The following is an 18,182-nucleotide window of genomic DNA, read 5'->3' as shown; positions in this document are numbered from 1 at the left end:
TTGTTTATCTAAATTTATTATTTATTTCTTAGTTAATACTTTGAATTTAAAATAAGAAGCTACAGAAAGTATAAGCATTGTTGCTAAACTTATATAAACCCAAGCTGGCACTGGTACTGGATCTCCTGCCGCATAAGAATGCAAGCCAGAAAGATAGTAATTTACACCAAAATACGTCATTACCATACTACAAAATGCAAACATTGCTGCCACGTGAAATGCCCATCTACCACGTAAACCTGGCACCAATCTCATGTGCAATACAAATGCATAAATAATGGTAGCAATAAATGCCCAAGTTTCTTTCGGGTCCCAGCTCCAATATCTTCCCCAAGATTCATTTGCCCAAACTCCGCCTAAGAAAACACCTACAACAAGCGCAAAAAGCCCAATTGCTAAAGACATTTCAGAAACAATAGTTAATTCTTTTAACGAAACATCTTTATGCTCTTCGTGATATTTTTTATCAGCAACAATGTAAAATAAAAGACAAATTACAGCAATAATCATTGATAATGCAAAGAAACCATAACTGCTCACAATAATCGCTACGTGTACAATTAACCAATACGATTTCAGCACAGGAACAAGTGGTGTAATTTGTGGGTCTAGCTGTGATGTACCGTGCGCAAATCCCATCATAATTACCGCTACCATATAACCTGCAGCAGGAATTAAAGCGTTAGATTCTGCTTTTGAAACAGATTTTTCTTCTTTTGATTTCTGAGATAAATTGGGTTTTCCTATTCCGAAATAGAACATAAGCCCTGCCGAAATTCCTACCCAAGAGATAAATACAATGGCTTCGTAACCATTACTCCAAGGTGCGTGTCCAGAAATGTACCATCTTGCAATTAATCCTAAGAAATGAAATACATAACCAATTACTCCTATATAAATAATTGTTTTAATAATTTTATGAAGAATTTTGTTTGGTTTAAACAATTCTACAAAGCCTAAAACCATCAATAAACCACCTACTAAAGTATAAAAAATCAATAAAAAGAAATTTATATTTAAAGTATTTAATAAAACTTCAACATTTATTTTTGATTCATCTGGAATAACACTTTTTCCCCAAATTTTTTGGTATTCTTGTACTTTTGTCAATTCCGCATCTGCTTTTGCCCAATTGTTATTTTTAGAAGCATCTATCACACTAAGAAAATACGGCGCAATAACATTTTGAGCTTGTGGGTCTGCTTTTTGGTCTTGGTCTAACCAAGAATTCCATGTATGATTAGGGTCGTTTTGAATAGGAATAATTCTGAAATATTGCCCCGAAAGAATTCCGTAGAAAATTTGTACCCTTTCGTTCACAGCAATTACTTCTAAATCATATTTGCTTTGTTCTGCTGGTTTTTTTCTAAAAGCAGTATTAAAATCGTCTTCCAAAATAAAACGAGGCATTCCTTGTCCATCAGAAACAAAAAGATTCATCATAGATGTATAACCATTTTCATCGGCTTTGGCTTTGGTTAACAATTCTTGTCCGCCACTAGAACCAATTTTAATAATTTTATCATTCATCCAAGCCATAGGATTAAGGTTGATAGACAGAAACCATTGGTTTGCATCTAAATCTCCCCATCTTTCTTTTTTAGCCATTTTTCTCAAAACGTCTAAAGCTTGACTATTTATTGGCTCAATTCTCCCATCAAAACCTTGCACCAAAAGATATGCAAATTTATCTGCGTGTTCTTTGCTAATTTCTAAATGAGCAGCTGGTTGAGCAGGAATTTGTGCAGAAGCAGCATTATTAACAGCTTCTTCGGTTTGATGATTATGTTCTTGAGCTTTAAAGCCTAAAAATGAAATCAACAATAATAAAACAAGCATTTTCTTAGCCGCAATATCTTTTAGAGAATTACGCAAACTCCAGAATCTTGTTCCCTTCCAAAATAAAGTGACAAATAATCCTAAAAACAATAAAACATAACCAATATAAGTGATAAGAGTACCCCAATAATCGTGGTTTACAGATAAAACTGTGCCTTGTCTATCAGGATCAAAACTTGCTTGGAAAAATCTATATCCTTTGTGATTCAATACGTGATTCATAAATATTTTGTACGGCGTTTGCTTGCCTTCGTCAATTATCTGAACATGAGATTCATAAGCTGATGGAGAAGTACTTCCTGGGTAAGTTTCCATCACGAAATCGTCTAATTTTAATGCAAAAGGTGTCTGATAAACTTTCGGCCCGAATCCTAAAATAATATTCAAACCATCAATAGTAACTTGCTTGTACGCATCAGGATTTCCTTTTTCTACAGAAAGTTCTACGTTTTGAGAAGTTTTTGGACCTTTTAGTTCTACCAAAAGCATATCTGGAACATTTTGGTCTCTTTTTTTATCTCCAGTATAAGAAATTAGCTTACCCTTTTTCATCATTTCCGGAACTACAATTTTCAAATCTTTAATGGTATAAAGACTTCTGTAAACCAAAGGTTGATACTCATCTTTTTTGGTAACACCTGTTGCCTGAGTTGCCATTGTCATATAATTAGCATCTTCAGGAGTTTTAATGAGGATATTACCATTTTCGTTTTTAAATTCTACTGCTCCGTCAATTGGTCTATCAAAAGAAATTAAAAATCCGTTGATATTTTTCACATCTCCAGAAGCTAGGTAAATATCTTCTCTACCAGCATCATTAGTTGAAACCAAATGCAAATAATTTTTGCCTGCATTATCTGCTTGCAAACTATCTTTTTTCCTTTGAATATAATCTAATTGTTTTACCTGAACCATTTGCCCACGAAAATCGTATTTCGCTTCAAAATTATGATTCATCAATTTGGCAATTAATGGTTTTTGCGAAGCCATCATATAAGGAATTTCTTTATAACTCAATCTATCACCACCTTGTTCAATCTGAATTTTGAAGAAATTTTTGTCGGTTACTACTTGGTTAGAAGTTTGCCCTTCTCTAATGTGCATTTGCCCTTCATAACTGATATATCTTGTAATAGCGCCACCAATAAAAATAAAAACAAACGCCAAGTGAAACACCAAAAGAGGCCATTTTTCTCTTTTCCAAAGTCTATATCTGTTGATATTTCCAATAAAATTAATAATTAAAAGAACCATTACAGTTTCAAACCATAAAGCTTCATATATTAGAGCTTTAGCAGTAGGAGTACCGTAATCATTTTCTATAAAAGTGGCATAAGCCATCGCAAAAGCATACACTAAAAGTAAAACAGCCATTGTTCTGGTAGAAACCAAGAAATTTAGAAGTTTGTTCATAGATTTTTCGTTGATTTTGAAGCAAATGCTTCTTTTTTATTTTAAAATTTGATTTGCAAAAATAAGTTCTAGAAATTAAATTTCATCATAATATTCGTTAATTTTATCTATTGAAGCCATTAATCTTCAATTTTAAAAAATGCCTTTTCATTTTCAATTTTTCATATAAAATATTACCTTTGCGTTTATCACAATTATGGCAAAACTAGCATCTAACAATAGACAAGAGGTAGAAAAAAGCAAAACGCTTTCTAAACCAAGAATTTTTTTCGGATTATTATTTATATTCCTTTCGGCATTGCTCACCATTTCATTTGCTTCATATCTAATGAATTGGAAAGCTAACCAAAGCCAAGCTGGCGCAATGCTAGACCAAGAAATAAAATCTTCTAATCTCTTTGGAAAACTTGGAGATTGGCTAGGAAAAATTTTCATTTTTGATAGTATTGGTATCGCTGCTTTTATTGTTGCTTTTTTATTTTTGGTTTTAGGATTTCAAATTCTCAAAAAACCATATTTCAAACTGTGGAAAACCCTTTCTCACTCTCTTTTCTTTATCTGTTGGTTACCTATTTTTATGGGAGCAATTATTAAAGGAGACGGAACGCTGAGCGGAGTTTTCGGTAACGAAATTCAAGATTATCTTGCTTCTATTATTGGAAATTTTGGGCTTTGGGTTACGCTAATCGTTGCAATTGCTTTGTATTTTATTCTTGAATTTAATCTAAGACCAAGTTCGATACAAGCAAAATACGACGCCATAAAAGACAAATTTTCTACCGAAGAGTACGATGCTGATGAAGATTTTGAAGCAGACAAAGAATTACAAAATCTTAATAATAATGAAAAAGTAGATTTTGAAAACCTACAAGTAACTTCGGAAGTTGAAATTCCTAAAAACGATACTTTCGAAACCATCAAAACACCCAATCAAACAAGTTTTGACAATACGAAACCCGTTGTAGAAACGCTTCAACCCGTAGTTTCTACTCCAGTAAATATTCCTGTAGAAAAAGATTTAGAACAAGTTGGCTTTAGCTTTCAAAAAGAAGAAATTCCGTCAAAGCCAAAAGAAGACATTGCATTTAGCATAGAAGAACAAAAGGAAGATTTAGACGATTTTGATAAAAAAGCGAAAGAATTAGTTGATAAACACGGTGTTTACGACCACAAATTAGATTTGGCAAACTTTCAAATGCCAAAAATTGATTTACTAAAAGAATATGGAAACGAAGAAATTGCCATTAACAAAGATGAATTAGAAGAAAATAAAAATAAAATAGTTGGTTTGCTCAAAAATTTCAACGTAGGAATTGCAGAAATTAAGGCAACCATTGGACCAACAGTTACACTCTACGAAATTGTTCCAGAAGCAGGAATTAGAGTTGCTGCCATCAAAAAATTGCAAGACGATATTGCTTTGAATTTATCTGCTCTTGGAATTAGAATTATTGCGCCAATGCCAGGAAAAGGAACAATTGGAATTGAAGTTCCACGCAAAAATCCTTCTATGGTTTCTATGAGAAGTGTAATTGCTTCTCCTAAATTTCAAAATTCTGACATGGATTTGCCTGTTGTTTTTGGGAAAACCATTTCAAACGAAGTTTTTGTTGCCGATTTAGCCAAAATGCCTCACTTATTGATGGCTGGAGCTACCGGACAAGGAAAATCTGTAGGAATTAATGCAATTTTAACCTCTTTACTTTACAAAAAACATCCTTCAGAATTGAAATTTGTGATGGTTGATCCTAAAAAAGTAGAACTTTCTCTTTACTCAAAAATTGAAAGACATTATTTGGCAAAACTTCCTGATGGCGAAGACGCTATTATTACTGATACTCACAAAGTAATCAACACGCTGAATTCTCTTTGTATTGAGATGGATACGCGTTATGATTTGCTTAAAAATGCTTTTTGTAAAAACCTTAAAGAATATAATAAAAAATTCACAGAAAGAAAACTCAATCCTGAAAACGGACACCGATACATGCCTTATATTGTGCTAGTTGTGGACGAATTTGCAGACCTCATCATGACGGCAGGTAAAGAAGTAGAACTTCCAATTGCGAGATTAGCTCAATTAGCCAGAGCTGTAGGGATTCACTTAATTGTAGCAACACAAAGACCTTCTGTAAACGTAATTACAGGGATGATTAAAGCGAATTTCCCTGCGAGAGCTGCTTTTAGAGTAATTTCTAGTGTAGATTCTAGAACAATTTTAGATTCTCCTGGTGCAGACCAATTAATTGGAAAAGGTGATATGCTCTATTTTAACGGTAATGAAATTTTGAGATTACAATGTGCCTTTGTAGATACGCCAGAAGTGGAGAAAATTGCAGAATTTATTGGTGAACAAAAAGGTTATTCTACCGCATTTATGTTGCCAGAATATTCTGGTGAAGATGCTACTTCTACGGTTGCAGCTTTTGACCCGAATGAAAAAGACCAACTTTTTGAAGAAGCTGCCAGAATTATTGTTTCAACTCAGCAAGGTTCTACTTCTATGTTGCAAAGACAATTAAAACTCGGTTATAATAGAGCTGGTAGAATTATGGATCAATTAGAAGCTGCAGGAATTGTTGGTGGTTTCAACGGTGCAAAAGCCAGAGAAGTTCAAATTTCAGATTTAAATGCTTTGGAAAATTTCTTGGAGGAATTAAGGAAGTAATTTTGATGGAAGTGTGAAGCTAGAAGCAGGAAGTTTAAAAATTGTTTAACACAGTTTTAAGATTACTTGGCTCACTTTTTGAAAAAGAATAATCAGAATCAAAAAAATATAGAAATGAAATTTTTTAACAAAATACTTTTAGGAACTTTAGTTGTTGGAACTTTTGTATTCAGCTATGCCCAGAAAATAGATGCTAAGGCAAAAACCATTTTAGATGCTGTCTCTGCAAATTATAAAGCCAAAAAAAACACATACTATAAATTTTCTTACAGCACAGGAAAAGGCAGTGTTACGAAAACTGAAACTGGCATTTTTTATGCTACTCCCTCTCAATACAAGCTCAATATTATGGGAAATGAGCAAATTTTTGATGGTAAAAAAGTGTATAACATTTCTAAAGAAGACCAAGAAGTTACTATTGCAAAACCAAATGGAAGCGAAAAAGCACTTTCGCCAACTAATTACATAGACGAATACAAAAGTGGTTATACAGTTACATACGCTGGCAAAAACGGCGCTTTAGACATCATAAAAATGGTTCCTGTAAAAGATAACGGAATTAAAAATATTTTGCTATACATTAACTCTCCAAAGAAACAAGTTGCAAAAATTGTACAGAATTCTGCTGGCAATGATGTAGCCGTAATTACAGTAGTTCAATACAAAGAAAACCAGAAAATTAGCAATTCTACATTTAGTTTTGATAAAAATAAATACAAAAACTATTTGATTACAGAATTGTAATTTCACACCATCTGAATAAATATTTACAAAATAAGTTAAAATTAAAGTCACGAAAGCTAAACCTTTTGTGACTTTTTCATAATTTTGGCAAATGCTAAAGAAACTAGATCAATATATTATAAAAACCTTTTTTGGGCCATTCTTTTTTATCTTCAGTGTGTTGTTTTTCATCTTTATGGTAAACATCATTTGGATACAATTGGCACAATTCACTGGTAAAGGTCTTACCACTTTTGAAATTATGAAATTTCTCTTTTACATGAGTGTAAATGTGGTAAAAATGGTACTACCGCTTACCATACTTTTGGCTTCTATCATGACGTTTGGAGATTTCGGAGAACGCTACGAACTTGCCGCCATGAAATCTGCCGGAATTTCTCTTACCAGAGTAATGCTTCCACTTTTTACGGTAGTGAGTTTACTTTCTATTATGTTGTATTTTTTCTCAAATAATGTTATTCCAGATTTCCAGAGAAAGGCAAAAAACATGATGTTCAATATTGCAGCAACCAAACCTGCCATCAATTTCACACCAGGGCAATTTATCAACACTCTTCCTGGTGCTTCTGTAAAATTTGACAAAATTTATGGAAAAAATGGAGAAAATCTTGAAGGTGTTTTCGTGCATAAAGTTGCCAATTCTTATGAAGACCAAAGAACAATTATTGCAAAAAAAGGAAAATTTGTACCCGCAGAAAACAAAAATTATTTAAAATTGGTACTTTATAGCGGTTATATTTTCGAAGACAACATCCAAGATAAAAATTACATGGAAAGGCTTCGCCAGCCAGGACAATCTATAAAATACGATACTTTAGTACTTCATTTTGATGTGAGTGATGTGATAAACAAAGCAATTGAAGACGAAAAAATTACAGACGATTATCAATTTCAAACGTATAGACAGATTAATAAAACCATAGACCGAGTAAAGAAAGATAACGAGATTACCATCAATACTTTAAACTCCGAAATGGTAGGACAAACCAACAATTACGTTACATATATTGATAGGGTAAAAGCACCAAAAAACCTCAAAATAGAAGAACCTTTTAATCTGAATAAAATTAAAGAAGATAAAAGATTAAAAATTCTGAATGACGCTTACCACAAAATTGAAATGGTAGAAAATGAGAAGAAAAATAGAGACACTCAGCTTTATGACATCATAAAATATCACAACAAAATAATTATGTACCAACAAAGAATAATTGCATATTCTGTTACCTGTATTATTTTCTTTTTAATTGGCGCAAGTTTAGGCTCAATTATCAGAAAAGGAGGCGTTGGATTACCTGTTGTAATTGCTATTATTATTTTCATTATTTTCTATGTAATGAATCTTTCTGTAGAAAACGTAGCTTGGAAAGGCAAAATGGACCCTTATATCGCGGCTTGGCTTCCAAATATGATATTATTCCCGTTTGGAGCTTGGCTCACTTACAAAGCGCTTACAGATTCACAAGTATTTGATGTAGAAAAATACAAAGCACTTACAAAACCTATTTGGAGTAAATTTATTAGACAAAACGAACACGAAAGGTATCAGTAAGATGGTTGATGGTTGATGGTTGATGGTTGATGGTCGATGGTTGATTGAAGAATTATCTTTACACTTTATTTAATCCTAAAATTCGTAAACATTCATAAACGAAAAAAACTTCAGATTGCTCTGAAGTTTTTTGTTTTTGTCAATTCTTTTTTTTTTTAAACTTTTAAGATGTCTGCTTCTTTTAGTTTAAGTTGCTCATCAGAAAGTTTCACATATTTATCAGTTAAATCCTGAATTTTTGCTTCTGCATCTTTAATAAGGTCTTCCGAAACTCCGTCTAATTTTTTGAGTTCTTTCATTCCTTCTTGTCTTGCATTTCTAACGGTAACTTTAGTTTGTTCAGATTCACCTTTTGCTTGTTTAGCTAAATCTCTACGTCTTTCTTCTGTAAGAGGTGGTACATTTAGGATAATATATTCACCATTGTTAGAAGGCGCAAAACCTAAGTTAGAATTAATAATAGCTTTTTCAATAGCATTGATGGCGGTTCTATCCCAAGGCTGTATAGAAATGGTCATTGCATCAGGAATGGAAACATTCGCAACCTGATTAATTGGAGTCATAGCTCCGTAATATTCTACCATTACATCCTGCACCATAGAAGTAGACGCTCTACCTGCTCTAATTTTTTGGAACGCGTGATCAAGATGTTTTAAGGCAGCATCCATCTCTTGTTTCACCATATCCAAAATCATACTGATTTCTTCCATTGTATATTGAAAATTTGATAAATTACACATTTATAAGTAAAAAATTGAAATTCAAAAAGTAAAAACAATGTAGCTTAAACTTATGAAATTTCTTTATTTCTAAATTTTTACAAGAGTTCCTACTTGCTCTCCCATTACTACTTTTAATAAATTGCCTTCTTTGTTCATATCAAACACAATAATTGGCAAATTATTTTCTTTACTCAAAGTAAAAGCGGTCATATCCATTACTTTAAGATTTTTTTCGAAAATTTCATCGTAAGAAAGCGAATTAAATTTCACGGCACCTGAATTTTTTTCTGGGTCGCTATCGTAGATTCCGTCTACTCTAGTTCCTTTCAAAATTACATCAGCACCTATTTCTATAGCTCTAAGAGTAGCTGCGGTATCTGTAGTAAAATAAGGGTTACCAGTGCCAGCTCCAAAAATTACAACTCTACCTTTTTCAAGATGTCTTACAGCTCTTCTTTTAATAAATGGCTCTGCTACTTTGTCCATTTCAAGTGCAGATTGAAGTCTGGTTTTTATACCTTGGTCTTCTAATGCTCCTTGTAGTGCCATACCGTTTATTACAGTTGCTAGCATTCCCATGTAATCTCCTTGCACTCTATCCATTCCTTTTGCCGCACCTGCTACACCTCTAAAAATGTTTCCTCCGCCTATTACAATTGCCAATTCGCAACCGCTATCTACTACTTTTTTCACTTCTTTGGCATACTCTACAAGTCTGTCATTATCAATACCATACTGTCTATTTCCCATCAAAGCTTCACCGCTTAGTTTAAGAAGAACTCTTTTGTATTTCATTATTAAAAATTATTTCGGTTTCTTTAAAATTTGAATATTTAAATTTATTCAAATTTTTGTTTTTGCAAATATAATGAATCGCGAAGAATTACGTTAAAAGAATTAACCAAGAGTATTTAATTTTTATAAAAGATTAAAATCTCTATTTTTGCATAGAAATTTAGAAAATTTGAAGAAACTCGCAATCACCATTTTATGTTCGTTGTCGCTTTTGGCAAATGCCCAAACAGGAACTAATGTTTATCCGTTTCTTAACATTCCTATTTCTGCCAGACAAGCAGCTCTAGGCGGAGATGCAGTTTCTGTAAGAGACTACGACCTTAATTTTGCAGCCATTAATCCCGCATTAATGAATCTTGATATGGACAACAGAATTGCGCTAAATTACGCTTCATATCTTGCTGGTTCTAATATTGGAAGTATTAATTATGTAAAAGATTTATCGAGAGGGCATTTTTTATCTGTAAATGCAAGAGTAATGGATTTTGGAAAAATCCCAAGAACTGACGAAAGCGGACAAACCAACGGAGAATTCTCAGCAATGGATGCTTCTGTAGGATTGGGATACGCTTATCAATTTGAAGAAAATTTTACCATTGGTGGCAATGTAAATTATGTAACTTCAAAAATTGACACTTATAATTCTGCAGCCATTTCTGCAAGTGCCGGAGTTACCTATCACAACGAAAGAACCAAAGAAACTTTAGCTTTAGTTTTTAGAAATTTTGGTTATCAGTTTCAAACGTATAATGGTGTGAAAGAAAATTTACCTTTCAGAGCAGACATTGGTTACACAAAAATTTTATCCGAATTTCCATTAGCTTTCACCATTACTTATCACGATTTGCAGCAATTTAATATTTCCCAAACGTATGATATAAACGGACAAGAAGTAGGCTTGGGAAGAAAACTTCTAGACCATTTTTCTGGCGGTGTAGAGCTTTTCCCAGAGCAAGCATTTAATCTAAGAATGGGCTACAATGTAAAACGTGGCAACGAACTTGCAGTGTTAGACCAAAGAAGTTTTGCAGGTTTAAGTTTTGGCGTGGGCATCAAAATATCTTCCTTCAGGTTTGATTATTCGCACGTAAGGTATCACAACGCTGCCAATGTAAATCAAATAGGATTAACACTAGATTTGGTAGAACTTTCGGGATATAGAAGATAATTTTGATTGATTTTTGATTGTTGCTGATTTTTTTTGAACTTCTCACTTCTTTTTCCAATAATTTTCAAAATCAAAATAATTTGGCGAAATTTGCCCTTATGAAAAAGAAACCTGTAATTGCGATTGACGGATACTCATCCACCGGAAAAAGTTCTATTTCTAAAGAAATTGCCAAAGAATTAGAATTAATTCACATAGATACCGGTGCTTTATACCGAGGAATAACTTTCTTCGCGCTAGAAAACTGTCTAAATGACCAACAGGAAATTGACATAAAGTCACTTTTTTCTAAATTAAATGAAATAAACCTAGAATTTGTCCCAAATAATAACGTTTTAGAATTATTTCTCAACGGTAAAAATATCAACCAAGAAATTAGAGATCCTAGAGTTTCTAACAATGTTAGCATTATTGCAAAACAACCAGAAGTAAGAGATTTTTTGCTAGATTTCCAAAGAAATCTTGCTGCTAAAGGTGGTGTAATAATGGACGGAAGAGATATAGGAACCGTAATATTGCCCAACGCAGATTTCAAATTTTTTGTTACCGCAAGCCCAGAAGAAAGAGCTAAAAGAAGGTTTCTAGAGCTACAACATCTTGGTATAGAAGCATCTTATGAAGAAGTGTATCAAAATCTTGTTTCCAGAGATAAAATAGACAGCGAAAGAGATGTAGCACCGCTAAAACAAGCTGATGATGCTATTTTAATAGACAACACCAATCTAAACAAACAAGAAACAATAGAACTTATCTTATCTTACCTTGCTCAATAAAAACCATTAATTTCATTATTATTTAACAAAAATTTGTGATTTTTTCCTTATATTTGGTACAGAACTTGCGACAGTTGTGGTGTCATAACTAATCGTTCATATTAACACTAAAATCATATAAAAATGGCAAAAGGAAAAAATACAGCAGCCGTATTAGCAGGAATTTTGGCTGGAGCAGCTGCAGGTTTAGTATTAGGAGTGCTTTTCGCTCCAGAAGAAGGCAAAGAAACCAGAAAAAAATTGAAAGCTAAAGCAACAGATTTGAAAGACCAAGCTTTAGACGAATACGAAAAAGTTTCAGAAAAAGTAAAAACCGAATACGGAAGCCTTTCGGAAAAAGCAAAAGAAAATATAGACAAAGTAGTTTCTAGCGTAAAAGAAAATTTCGAAAAGTACAAAACTACAGCGGCTAGCAAAGCTTCTGAAGTTGCACACGAAGTAGAAACAGAACTAGATGCTTTAAAATAAATAAAGTTTTTACAAAATCCTACAAAGGAACTTAGCGTATAAGTTCCTTTTTTTGTAATTTTAAATCAAATTTTAAGAAAGCCATGATTAAAATACTGAAAGATTACATAGAAAATCACGTAGAACTGCTAAGACTAGATGCTACAGAGAAAACCCTCAAAATTATCGGAGTCTCAGTTCCGCTTTTGATAATGACAGTAATGGGAAGTTTTTTCATTATTTTGCTCAATATTGGTTTAGCACTAATGATTGGAAAATGGATAGAAAGCTATGCTCTTGGATTTTTCATTCTTTCGGGATTCTATTTATTGATGATAATATTGGCGTATTTATTCAGACATCAAATTAAAGATGCCATTACAAACAAAGCAATTGAAGCTTTTTTTAACGACTAAAAACGAATACTATGAAAAATTTATCCGATTTAAAAAAAAGAAAAGAATTGCTAAAGCAAAACATCGCCGATATTGAAGAAAAATTATCTTTTGAAAACCCAAAAGAAAGCCTTAGTGCAATTACAAACGGACTTACAGACCAATTTCTGACAGATAAAATAGACCAAGAAGGCAATCATCAAATCTCTTTAAAAGCTGGTGAAATTCTTAGTTTTGTAACAGGTGGAGTTTCTGATAATTTTGTAAAATCTGAAATTAACGAATTGGGAGAAGAGAAACTAGGAATCAATACTCAAAATTTATTTGTGAGCGTTGCAGAAAATGCTCTAAAACTAGGAGCAGCAGCTGTTGTTACTAATTATGCTAAGAAAAATCTCAACCATACAGATTGGAAGAAAAAAGCTCTTGGCATTGCCTTAATTTATTTGGCACCACATGCTTTAAAATTTGTAAGAGAAAAATTAGACGATTATCAAAAACAAGAAACCCTTAAAAGTCTGAACAAAGTGATCTAAAAAATGGAGGAAGAAATTAAGATATTTGTAGAACAATTAGAAAACACTTGGATTCTTTTTTTGCATAAAATCCCAGCAATTATTCTTGCACTTTTAGTTTTAGCAATTGGAGGTTTTGTAATAAAACTTACTTCAAAATATGCCAGAAAAACCATCCACGAAAAAGCCAAAGACTCTATTGTTACTACATTTTTAGTTAATATTATCTCTATTATTCTTACACTTTTTTTGGCGTCAATAAGTTTAGGAATTTTAGGATTTGGCAATATTACAGATAAAATTTTGGCAGGTACAGCCATCACAACTTTTATCGTAGGTTTTGCACTAAAAGATATTGGCGAAAATTTTCTTGCTGGTATTTTAATGGCATTCAGAAGACCTTTCAAAATTGGAGATTTAATTGAGGTTCAAAAAATTAGAGGCAAAGTAAAAGATTTATCTTTAAGAGAAACCAACATCCAAACTTTAGACGGAAAAGATGTTTTTATCCCGAATTCTATCATTCTCAAAAATCCTTTAGAAAACTATACTTATCATCAACTTTTGAGAAGTGATTTTATCTTGATGCTGAATATTGAAGACAATGTAGAAAAAATAATGAGTGATATTCTACAACTTATTAATAGATTTGAAGAAGTAGAAAAAAATCCTAAAGCCTCAGTTTCTATTTCCGATTTTGAGAATGATAAGGTAAAAATTAAATGCTCTTATTGGTTCAAAACCACAGATGTTACAGCACCTGGAGGTAGTTTAAGATCCGAAATACTGAGAAAAGTTCTGGCTTATATTAAATCTAGCAATATCCAAATTCCTCCCGCAACTGTATAAATTATTTAATAAAATTAATTCTGTTTTTTTCGCAGATAAGTTTAATCGGAGCAAAACCTACAAATTCTCCGTCCATATCAATAGTTATTTTTCTATGGTCTACACTTTCAATATAAACTTCATTCGCGTCTGAATATGTAACTTGCGGATGACTAATTTTTTCACATTTTTTAGCAGCTCTTATGTTTAAGAAATAATCTAGTAAACTTACATTTCCTATGTTGGTAATAGAAAATTTACCATCATTTATCTCAGCATGTGGTGCAATTCCTATGGCATTGCCAAAATATTTTCCGTTGGCAATTACAAAATTTAAAATTTTTCCTTTATACGAAAACGTATCTGTTTTTACTTTCACTAATTTTTTTCTATAAGTAACCATCACATAAAGAATAGACGCCAGATAATTAAATCTAGCCGAGAAAAAATCAGGCAATTTTTCTTTATTTATAACTACTTCACCACCAATTCCTACATCTGCAATATTCATAAAAAATCTTTCGGTAATAATTCCTTTTTCATCAGAAAATTTGGCAAAACCTACATCAATTGGTTCAGATTTATTATTTTGAATAAGATTTTTGAGTGTTGTAATTTTAGAATCATAAATATTTCTTACAAAATCATTACCACTACCAGCTGGAAAAACGCCTATTTTAATGTCTGAAATTTTTTCCCAATCTATAATTCCAAAATTATTAAAAGCATTAATTGCACCGTTAACTACTTCGTTTAGTGTACCATCTCCGCCAACAGCAATCATACAATTATAACCTTCTGAAATGGCTTTTTGAGGAAGAGAAAGCAGATGACCATGGTATTCTGAAATAAAAAATTTATAATCAAAATCTATGAAATGATGTTGCAATTCTATTTCAATTTTTCTAAAATTTCGGATTTTTGGATTGATAAAAAAAGCAATTTCCTGCATCGAAAACTATTTTTGGAGGTTACAAATTTAGATAAGCCTCTAAAGATAATAATTTTCTTATTCTGAAATCATTCGATTTAAAATTTAGAAAAAATCTGCCCCAAAATAATTCCTGTAGCCATAGAAACATTGAGGCTTTCTGTAGATTTATTATTTCCAAAACGAGGAATGGTAATGTTTTGAGAAACCAATTTTTCTACATTTGGGCGCATTCCTTTTCCTTCGTTTCCTAAAATAAGATTAAATTTCTCTGGAAAATGGTATTGATAAAGATTTTCTCCCGTCATATCTGTACCGATGTTAGGAACATCAGATTTCTGCAAAAATTCTTCTAAATCTGTATAAAAAACATTTACTCTGGTAAAAGAGCCTTTGGTAGATTGTATTACTTTCGGATTGTACAAATCTACAGTATCTTGGCTGCAAATAATTTGCTCTATTCCAAACCAATCGCAAAGCCTAATAATAGTGCCCAGATTACCTGGATCTTGTATTCCGTCTAAGATAATTTGAATTTTTGGATGCTGTAAAAACTTAGTTTCTGGTATTTCTACCACCGCTACAGAATCTTTTGGAGTTTGCAAAAAACTAATTTTCTTTAAATCTCGTTCTGTAATAAGATGAGTTTCAGATTTTAGAAAAGACAATTCTGAAGGTTCAACACTGAAAATTTCTTTAATTTTATACGGAGAATTTTTGAGTTCTGAGATGATTTTATTACCTTCAACCAAAAACAAATTGTATTTTTGTCTGAACTTCTTTTTATCTAAAGATTGAAAAACTTTTATTTTATGAGCAGTAAGCATTTTCTGAAATATTTTCAAAAATACCACATATTTTTTTCTTTCGCAATTTTGCTATTAGCTTTGTATGCCTGCAATTCTACCAAAAAGGTACCAGAAGGCAAGTATTTGCTTACAAAAAATCATTTTGATTATTTAGACAATAATAAATATAAAGACGAAATTCCTAATTATGTAAACCAAAAACCTAATAAGAAAAACCTATTTTTTTTCCCAACAGGTCTTTGGATGTACAATCTTGCAAACCCGAAATACGACACTATTGTATCGGAATATATGACGTTTCCTAGCAATATGAGAACTCAGAAACTTAGGGATTCTCTTTTTAGAAAATATAACCATCCTGAATTGGTGGGCGAAAGTATTTTCTGGAGCAGATTGTATCACACTTTAGGAAAACCTCCTGTAATTTTAGACGAAGGAAAAACTGCCAACAGCGCCGAAAAAATAAGACAATTTTTGGTTTACAGAGGATATTGGGATTCTAATGTAGATTATTCTACCAAGAAAGATTCTGCCACAAAAAAAGCTCAGGCAAACTATAAAATCACTTATAAAGACCCTACTTTTATTAAAGATTTCACCTATAAAATTCCTTATGAAAACATAAAGAGTATCTACGAAGGAAATTTAAAGGAAAGTAATATAAAATCTGGAGAAATCCTAAATCAGGTATATCTAGAAAACGAAGTAAAAAGAATTACAGACCTTATGCAAGAGAACGGTTTCTACACCTTCAACAGAGATGGTGGAGAAATTTATTTTACTGCTGATACTTTAACCAGTAGAAAGCAAGTTCCGCTTACCATGCAAATTCTAAAAGATTCTGCTAACACGCCTTACAAAAAATATACAATTGGTGATATTGATGTGGAATATGTAAACAAAATTACAGATAAAACTACGCTAGAAAGAGAATACAGAGGCATCAACATTAAAAGAATAGACAAACAATTCAAAGTAAAAACTCTTTGGAGACCTATTACCATAAAAAAAGGAGAAATATACAATCAAAAAAATCTAGACCTTACCAAGAGAAACATTATTGCTACCAACAACTTTTCTATTGCAGATTACAGAGAAGTTGTAAATCCTAATGACACTGTTATTAATGTAAAATATAGACTAATTCCTTTGCCTACATATAGCATAAAAGGTGCTTTAGATTTACATTATTCTCAAATTTTAAACTTTGGTTTTTCTCCATCTGCAGAATTAACTGCCAGAAATATTTTTAGAGGAGCAGAAAACCTTACTGCAAGCGTTTCGGGAACTTTCGGAACTGTTTATACCCAAAAAAATCCTGATGCTTTTCTTAATGCTTCGGAATTTTCGGCGCAATTAGGTTTAAATTTCCCAAGATTATTACTCCCTTTCAAAACAGAAAAATTTATTCCAAATAAATATTCGCCAGTTTCTTCTATAAATCTAGGTGTTTCGGCACAAAATAACATTGGCATGGACAGAAGGCTTTTTAATGCCGGATTAAATTACTATGTAAATGTAAATGATAGAGTTACTCACAAATTATCTGTATTCAATACCCAATTAAGTATTACCAAAAACAAAAGTGCTTACTACGATTATTTCCCTGCGGATGATAATTTAAGAGACGAAATTTTTCAAAAATATTTTGTTTACAACCCTGCAGTTGGTTCAATGTACGATAACGGAAACGGCACTCTTACTAAAGATGATGTATCTAACTTAATTACCGCAGACACAGACTTCATAAATACCATTAGCACAGGACAAGACTCTCAATTATACATCAACTTCTTACAAGTTCTCTACAAAAAAGAAAGAATTACACAGAATGTAATTATCAACTCATTAATTTATAATTTCACTTATAACGAAATAGGAAAAAAAGGCTTTAAAAACCCATTCTATTTCGATGGAAAAGTAGAACTTGCGGGTAATGCTTTAGGTTTATTAAGTAAAAAATACGAAACCTCTAATAACATTAGTGTAAATAGCCGACAGATTTTCGGAATCCCTATTTCTCAATTTGTAAAATTTGACGTAGATGTTAGGAAATATTTTACATTCAACAACAAAAGTCAGTTCATTGTAAGACAAGTTTTCGGATTAGGAATTCCTTACGGAAATTCTTCTAGCATGCCATTTGTAAGGTCTTACTTTAGTGGTGGAAGCAACGATGTAAGAGCATGGATTGCCTTCGGAGGATTAGGACCAGCAGATACACAAGTTGATAAAAAAGTAAGAGCTTACATGATGGGAAATGTGAAATTAACTACTAATATTGAGTACAGATTCCCAATAAACGATATGTTTGAAGGTGCATTATTTACAGATGCCGGAAATATTTGGAGCTTAAAAGACACTGGAATTGGAGACGAATTCAAATTTAAAAAATTTATTTCTCAAATGGGATTAGGTAGTGGTTTCGGGCTAAGAATCCATGTTGCTTATATTACCGTAAGATTAGATTTAGCTTATAAAATCTACGATCCAAACAACATACAAGGCGAAAGATGGGTTGCTGATAAGATTCAACTCTTCAAACCAGCAGTCAATTTCTCTATAGGTTATCCTTTCTAAATA

Annotated in this window: 15 protein-coding genes; 10 read left to right on the top strand and 5 right to left on the bottom strand. The window is 32.2% G+C overall.

Going from position 1 to position 18,182, the window contains the following annotated elements; all coding sequences use genetic code 11:
• Positions 1–21: 21 nt before the first annotated feature.
• Entirely contained in the window at positions 22–3,252 is a 3,231-nt protein-coding gene (gene ccsA, locus QM746_RS07640) for a cytochrome c biogenesis protein CcsA (RefSeq protein WP_414983669.1), read from the bottom strand.
• 196 nt (positions 3,253–3,448) lie between these two features.
• On the opposite strand from ccsA, the gene QM746_RS07635 reads away from it, so the two are divergent.
• The 3 genes from QM746_RS07635 (at position 3,449) to QM746_RS07625 (ending at position 8,216) form a co-directional block, all read left to right on the top strand.
• Positions 3,449–5,920: a DNA translocase FtsK 4TM domain-containing protein gene (locus QM746_RS07635; protein WP_414983668.1), complete on the top strand. Its 2,472-nt coding sequence runs from the start codon at positions 3,449–3,451 to the stop codon at positions 5,918–5,920.
• A gap of 114 nt (positions 5,921–6,034) precedes the next feature.
• Entirely contained in the window at positions 6,035–6,664 is a 630-nt protein-coding gene (locus QM746_RS07630; protein ID WP_414983667.1) for a LolA family protein, read from the top strand.
• 91 nt (positions 6,665–6,755) lie between these two features.
• Entirely contained in the window at positions 6,756–8,216 is a 1,461-nt protein-coding gene (locus tag QM746_RS07625; RefSeq protein WP_414983666.1) for an LptF/LptG family permease, read from the top strand.
• A gap of 155 nt (positions 8,217–8,371) precedes the next feature.
• Here the strand turns inward: QM746_RS07625 and frr are convergent, their stop codons facing one another.
• Positions 8,372–8,926, bottom strand: a complete 555-nt coding sequence (gene frr, locus QM746_RS07620) for a ribosome recycling factor (protein ID WP_414983665.1) — start codon at positions 8,924–8,926, stop codon at positions 8,372–8,374.
• A 99-nt stretch (positions 8,927–9,025) separates the two neighbouring features.
• Positions 9,026–9,733, bottom strand: coding sequence for a UMP kinase (gene pyrH / locus QM746_RS07615; RefSeq protein WP_374360218.1), 708 nt, complete (start codon positions 9,731–9,733; stop codon positions 9,026–9,028).
• Positions 9,734–9,902: 169 nt separating this feature from the next.
• Here pyrH and porQ point away from each other — a divergent pair, with 169 nt between their 5' ends.
• The 6 genes from porQ to QM746_RS07585 all read left to right on the top strand — a co-directional run bounded on the left by porQ (position 9,903) and on the right by QM746_RS07585 (position 13,880).
• The gene (gene porQ, locus QM746_RS07610; RefSeq protein WP_414983664.1) at positions 9,903–10,901 is read left to right on the top strand and encodes a type IX secretion system protein PorQ; all 999 of its coding nucleotides are present in this window, start codon (positions 9,903–9,905) and stop codon (positions 10,899–10,901) included.
• Between the two features lie 98 nt (positions 10,902–10,999).
• Positions 11,000–11,674, top strand: a complete 675-nt coding sequence (cmk, locus tag QM746_RS07605) for a (d)CMP kinase (protein WP_414983663.1) — start codon at positions 11,000–11,002, stop codon at positions 11,672–11,674.
• A gap of 123 nt (positions 11,675–11,797) precedes the next feature.
• Positions 11,798–12,142, top strand: a complete 345-nt coding sequence (locus tag QM746_RS07600) for a YtxH domain-containing protein (RefSeq protein WP_374360224.1) — start codon at positions 11,798–11,800, stop codon at positions 12,140–12,142.
• A gap of 83 nt (positions 12,143–12,225) precedes the next feature.
• Positions 12,226–12,537, top strand: coding sequence for a phage holin family protein (locus tag QM746_RS07595; protein ID WP_374360226.1), 312 nt, complete (start codon positions 12,226–12,228; stop codon positions 12,535–12,537).
• Between the two features lie 11 nt (positions 12,538–12,548).
• Positions 12,549–13,052 carry a phosphoribosyl-ATP pyrophosphatase gene (locus QM746_RS07590; protein ID WP_374360228.1) on the top strand — a complete coding sequence of 168 codons (504 nt, stop codon included), beginning with the start codon at positions 12,549–12,551 and terminating at the stop codon, positions 13,050–13,052.
• A gap of 3 nt (positions 13,053–13,055) precedes the next feature.
• Positions 13,056–13,880 (top strand): mechanosensitive ion channel family protein, encoded by an 825-nt coding sequence (locus tag QM746_RS07585; RefSeq protein ID WP_414983662.1) that lies wholly within the window; start codon positions 13,056–13,058, stop codon positions 13,878–13,880.
• 1 nt (position 13,881) lies between these two features.
• On the opposite strand, the gene QM746_RS07580 is transcribed toward QM746_RS07585, so the two are convergent.
• Positions 13,882–14,811, bottom strand: a complete 930-nt coding sequence (locus tag QM746_RS07580) for a diacylglycerol/lipid kinase family protein (RefSeq protein ID WP_414983661.1) — start codon at positions 14,809–14,811, stop codon at positions 13,882–13,884.
• Between the two features lie 77 nt (positions 14,812–14,888).
• Positions 14,889–15,617: an RNA methyltransferase gene (locus QM746_RS07575; RefSeq protein ID WP_414983660.1), complete on the bottom strand. Its 729-nt coding sequence runs from the start codon at positions 15,615–15,617 to the stop codon at positions 14,889–14,891.
• On the opposite strand from QM746_RS07575, the gene QM746_RS07570 reads away from it, so the two are divergent.
• Positions 15,603–18,179, top strand: a complete 2,577-nt coding sequence (locus tag QM746_RS07570) for a BamA/TamA family outer membrane protein (RefSeq protein ID WP_414983659.1) — start codon at positions 15,603–15,605, stop codon at positions 18,177–18,179. The genes QM746_RS07575 and QM746_RS07570 overlap by 15 nt on opposite strands.
• Positions 18,180–18,182 lie beyond the last annotated feature (3 nt).

The organism is Cloacibacterium sp. (genome assembly GCF_047601505.1).
Lineage (GTDB): Bacteria > Bacteroidota > Bacteroidia > Flavobacteriales > Weeksellaceae > Cloacibacterium.
The sequence above is the reverse complement of the archived record's forward strand: the minus strand, read 5'-3'. Positions and strand labels throughout refer to the sequence as shown.

Coding starts and splice junctions, on each gene's coding strand:
- QM746_RS07595 (WP_374360226.1), top strand. CDS start 12,226: ATGATTAAAATACTGAAAGATTACATAGAAAATCACGTAGAACTGCTA.
- QM746_RS07570 (WP_414983659.1), top strand. CDS start 15,603: ATGAGCAGTAAGCATTTTCTGAAATATTTTCAAAAATACCACATATTT.
- QM746_RS07575 (WP_414983660.1), bottom strand. CDS start 15,617: ATGCTTACTGCTCATAAAATAAAAGTTTTTCAATCTTTAGATAAAAAG.
- frr (WP_414983665.1), bottom strand. CDS start 8,926: ATGGAAGAAATCAGTATGATTTTGGATATGGTGAAACAAGAGATGGAT.
- QM746_RS07580 (WP_414983661.1), bottom strand. CDS start 14,811: ATGCAGGAAATTGCTTTTTTTATCAATCCAAAAATCCGAAATTTTAGA.
- ccsA (WP_414983669.1), bottom strand. CDS start 3,252: ATGAACAAACTTCTAAATTTCTTGGTTTCTACCAGAACAATGGCTGTT.
- pyrH (WP_374360218.1), bottom strand. CDS start 9,733: ATGAAATACAAAAGAGTTCTTCTTAAACTAAGCGGTGAAGCTTTGATG.
- QM746_RS07600 (WP_374360224.1), top strand. CDS start 11,798: ATGGCAAAAGGAAAAAATACAGCAGCCGTATTAGCAGGAATTTTGGCT.
- QM746_RS07585 (WP_414983662.1), top strand. CDS start 13,056: ATGGAGGAAGAAATTAAGATATTTGTAGAACAATTAGAAAACACTTGG.
- QM746_RS07635 (WP_414983668.1), top strand. CDS start 3,449: ATGGCAAAACTAGCATCTAACAATAGACAAGAGGTAGAAAAAAGCAAA.
- QM746_RS07630 (WP_414983667.1), top strand. CDS start 6,035: ATGAAATTTTTTAACAAAATACTTTTAGGAACTTTAGTTGTTGGAACT.
- QM746_RS07625 (WP_414983666.1), top strand. CDS start 6,756: ATGCTAAAGAAACTAGATCAATATATTATAAAAACCTTTTTTGGGCCA.
- QM746_RS07590 (WP_374360228.1), top strand. CDS start 12,549: ATGAAAAATTTATCCGATTTAAAAAAAAGAAAAGAATTGCTAAAGCAA.
- cmk (WP_414983663.1), top strand. CDS start 11,000: ATGAAAAAGAAACCTGTAATTGCGATTGACGGATACTCATCCACCGGA.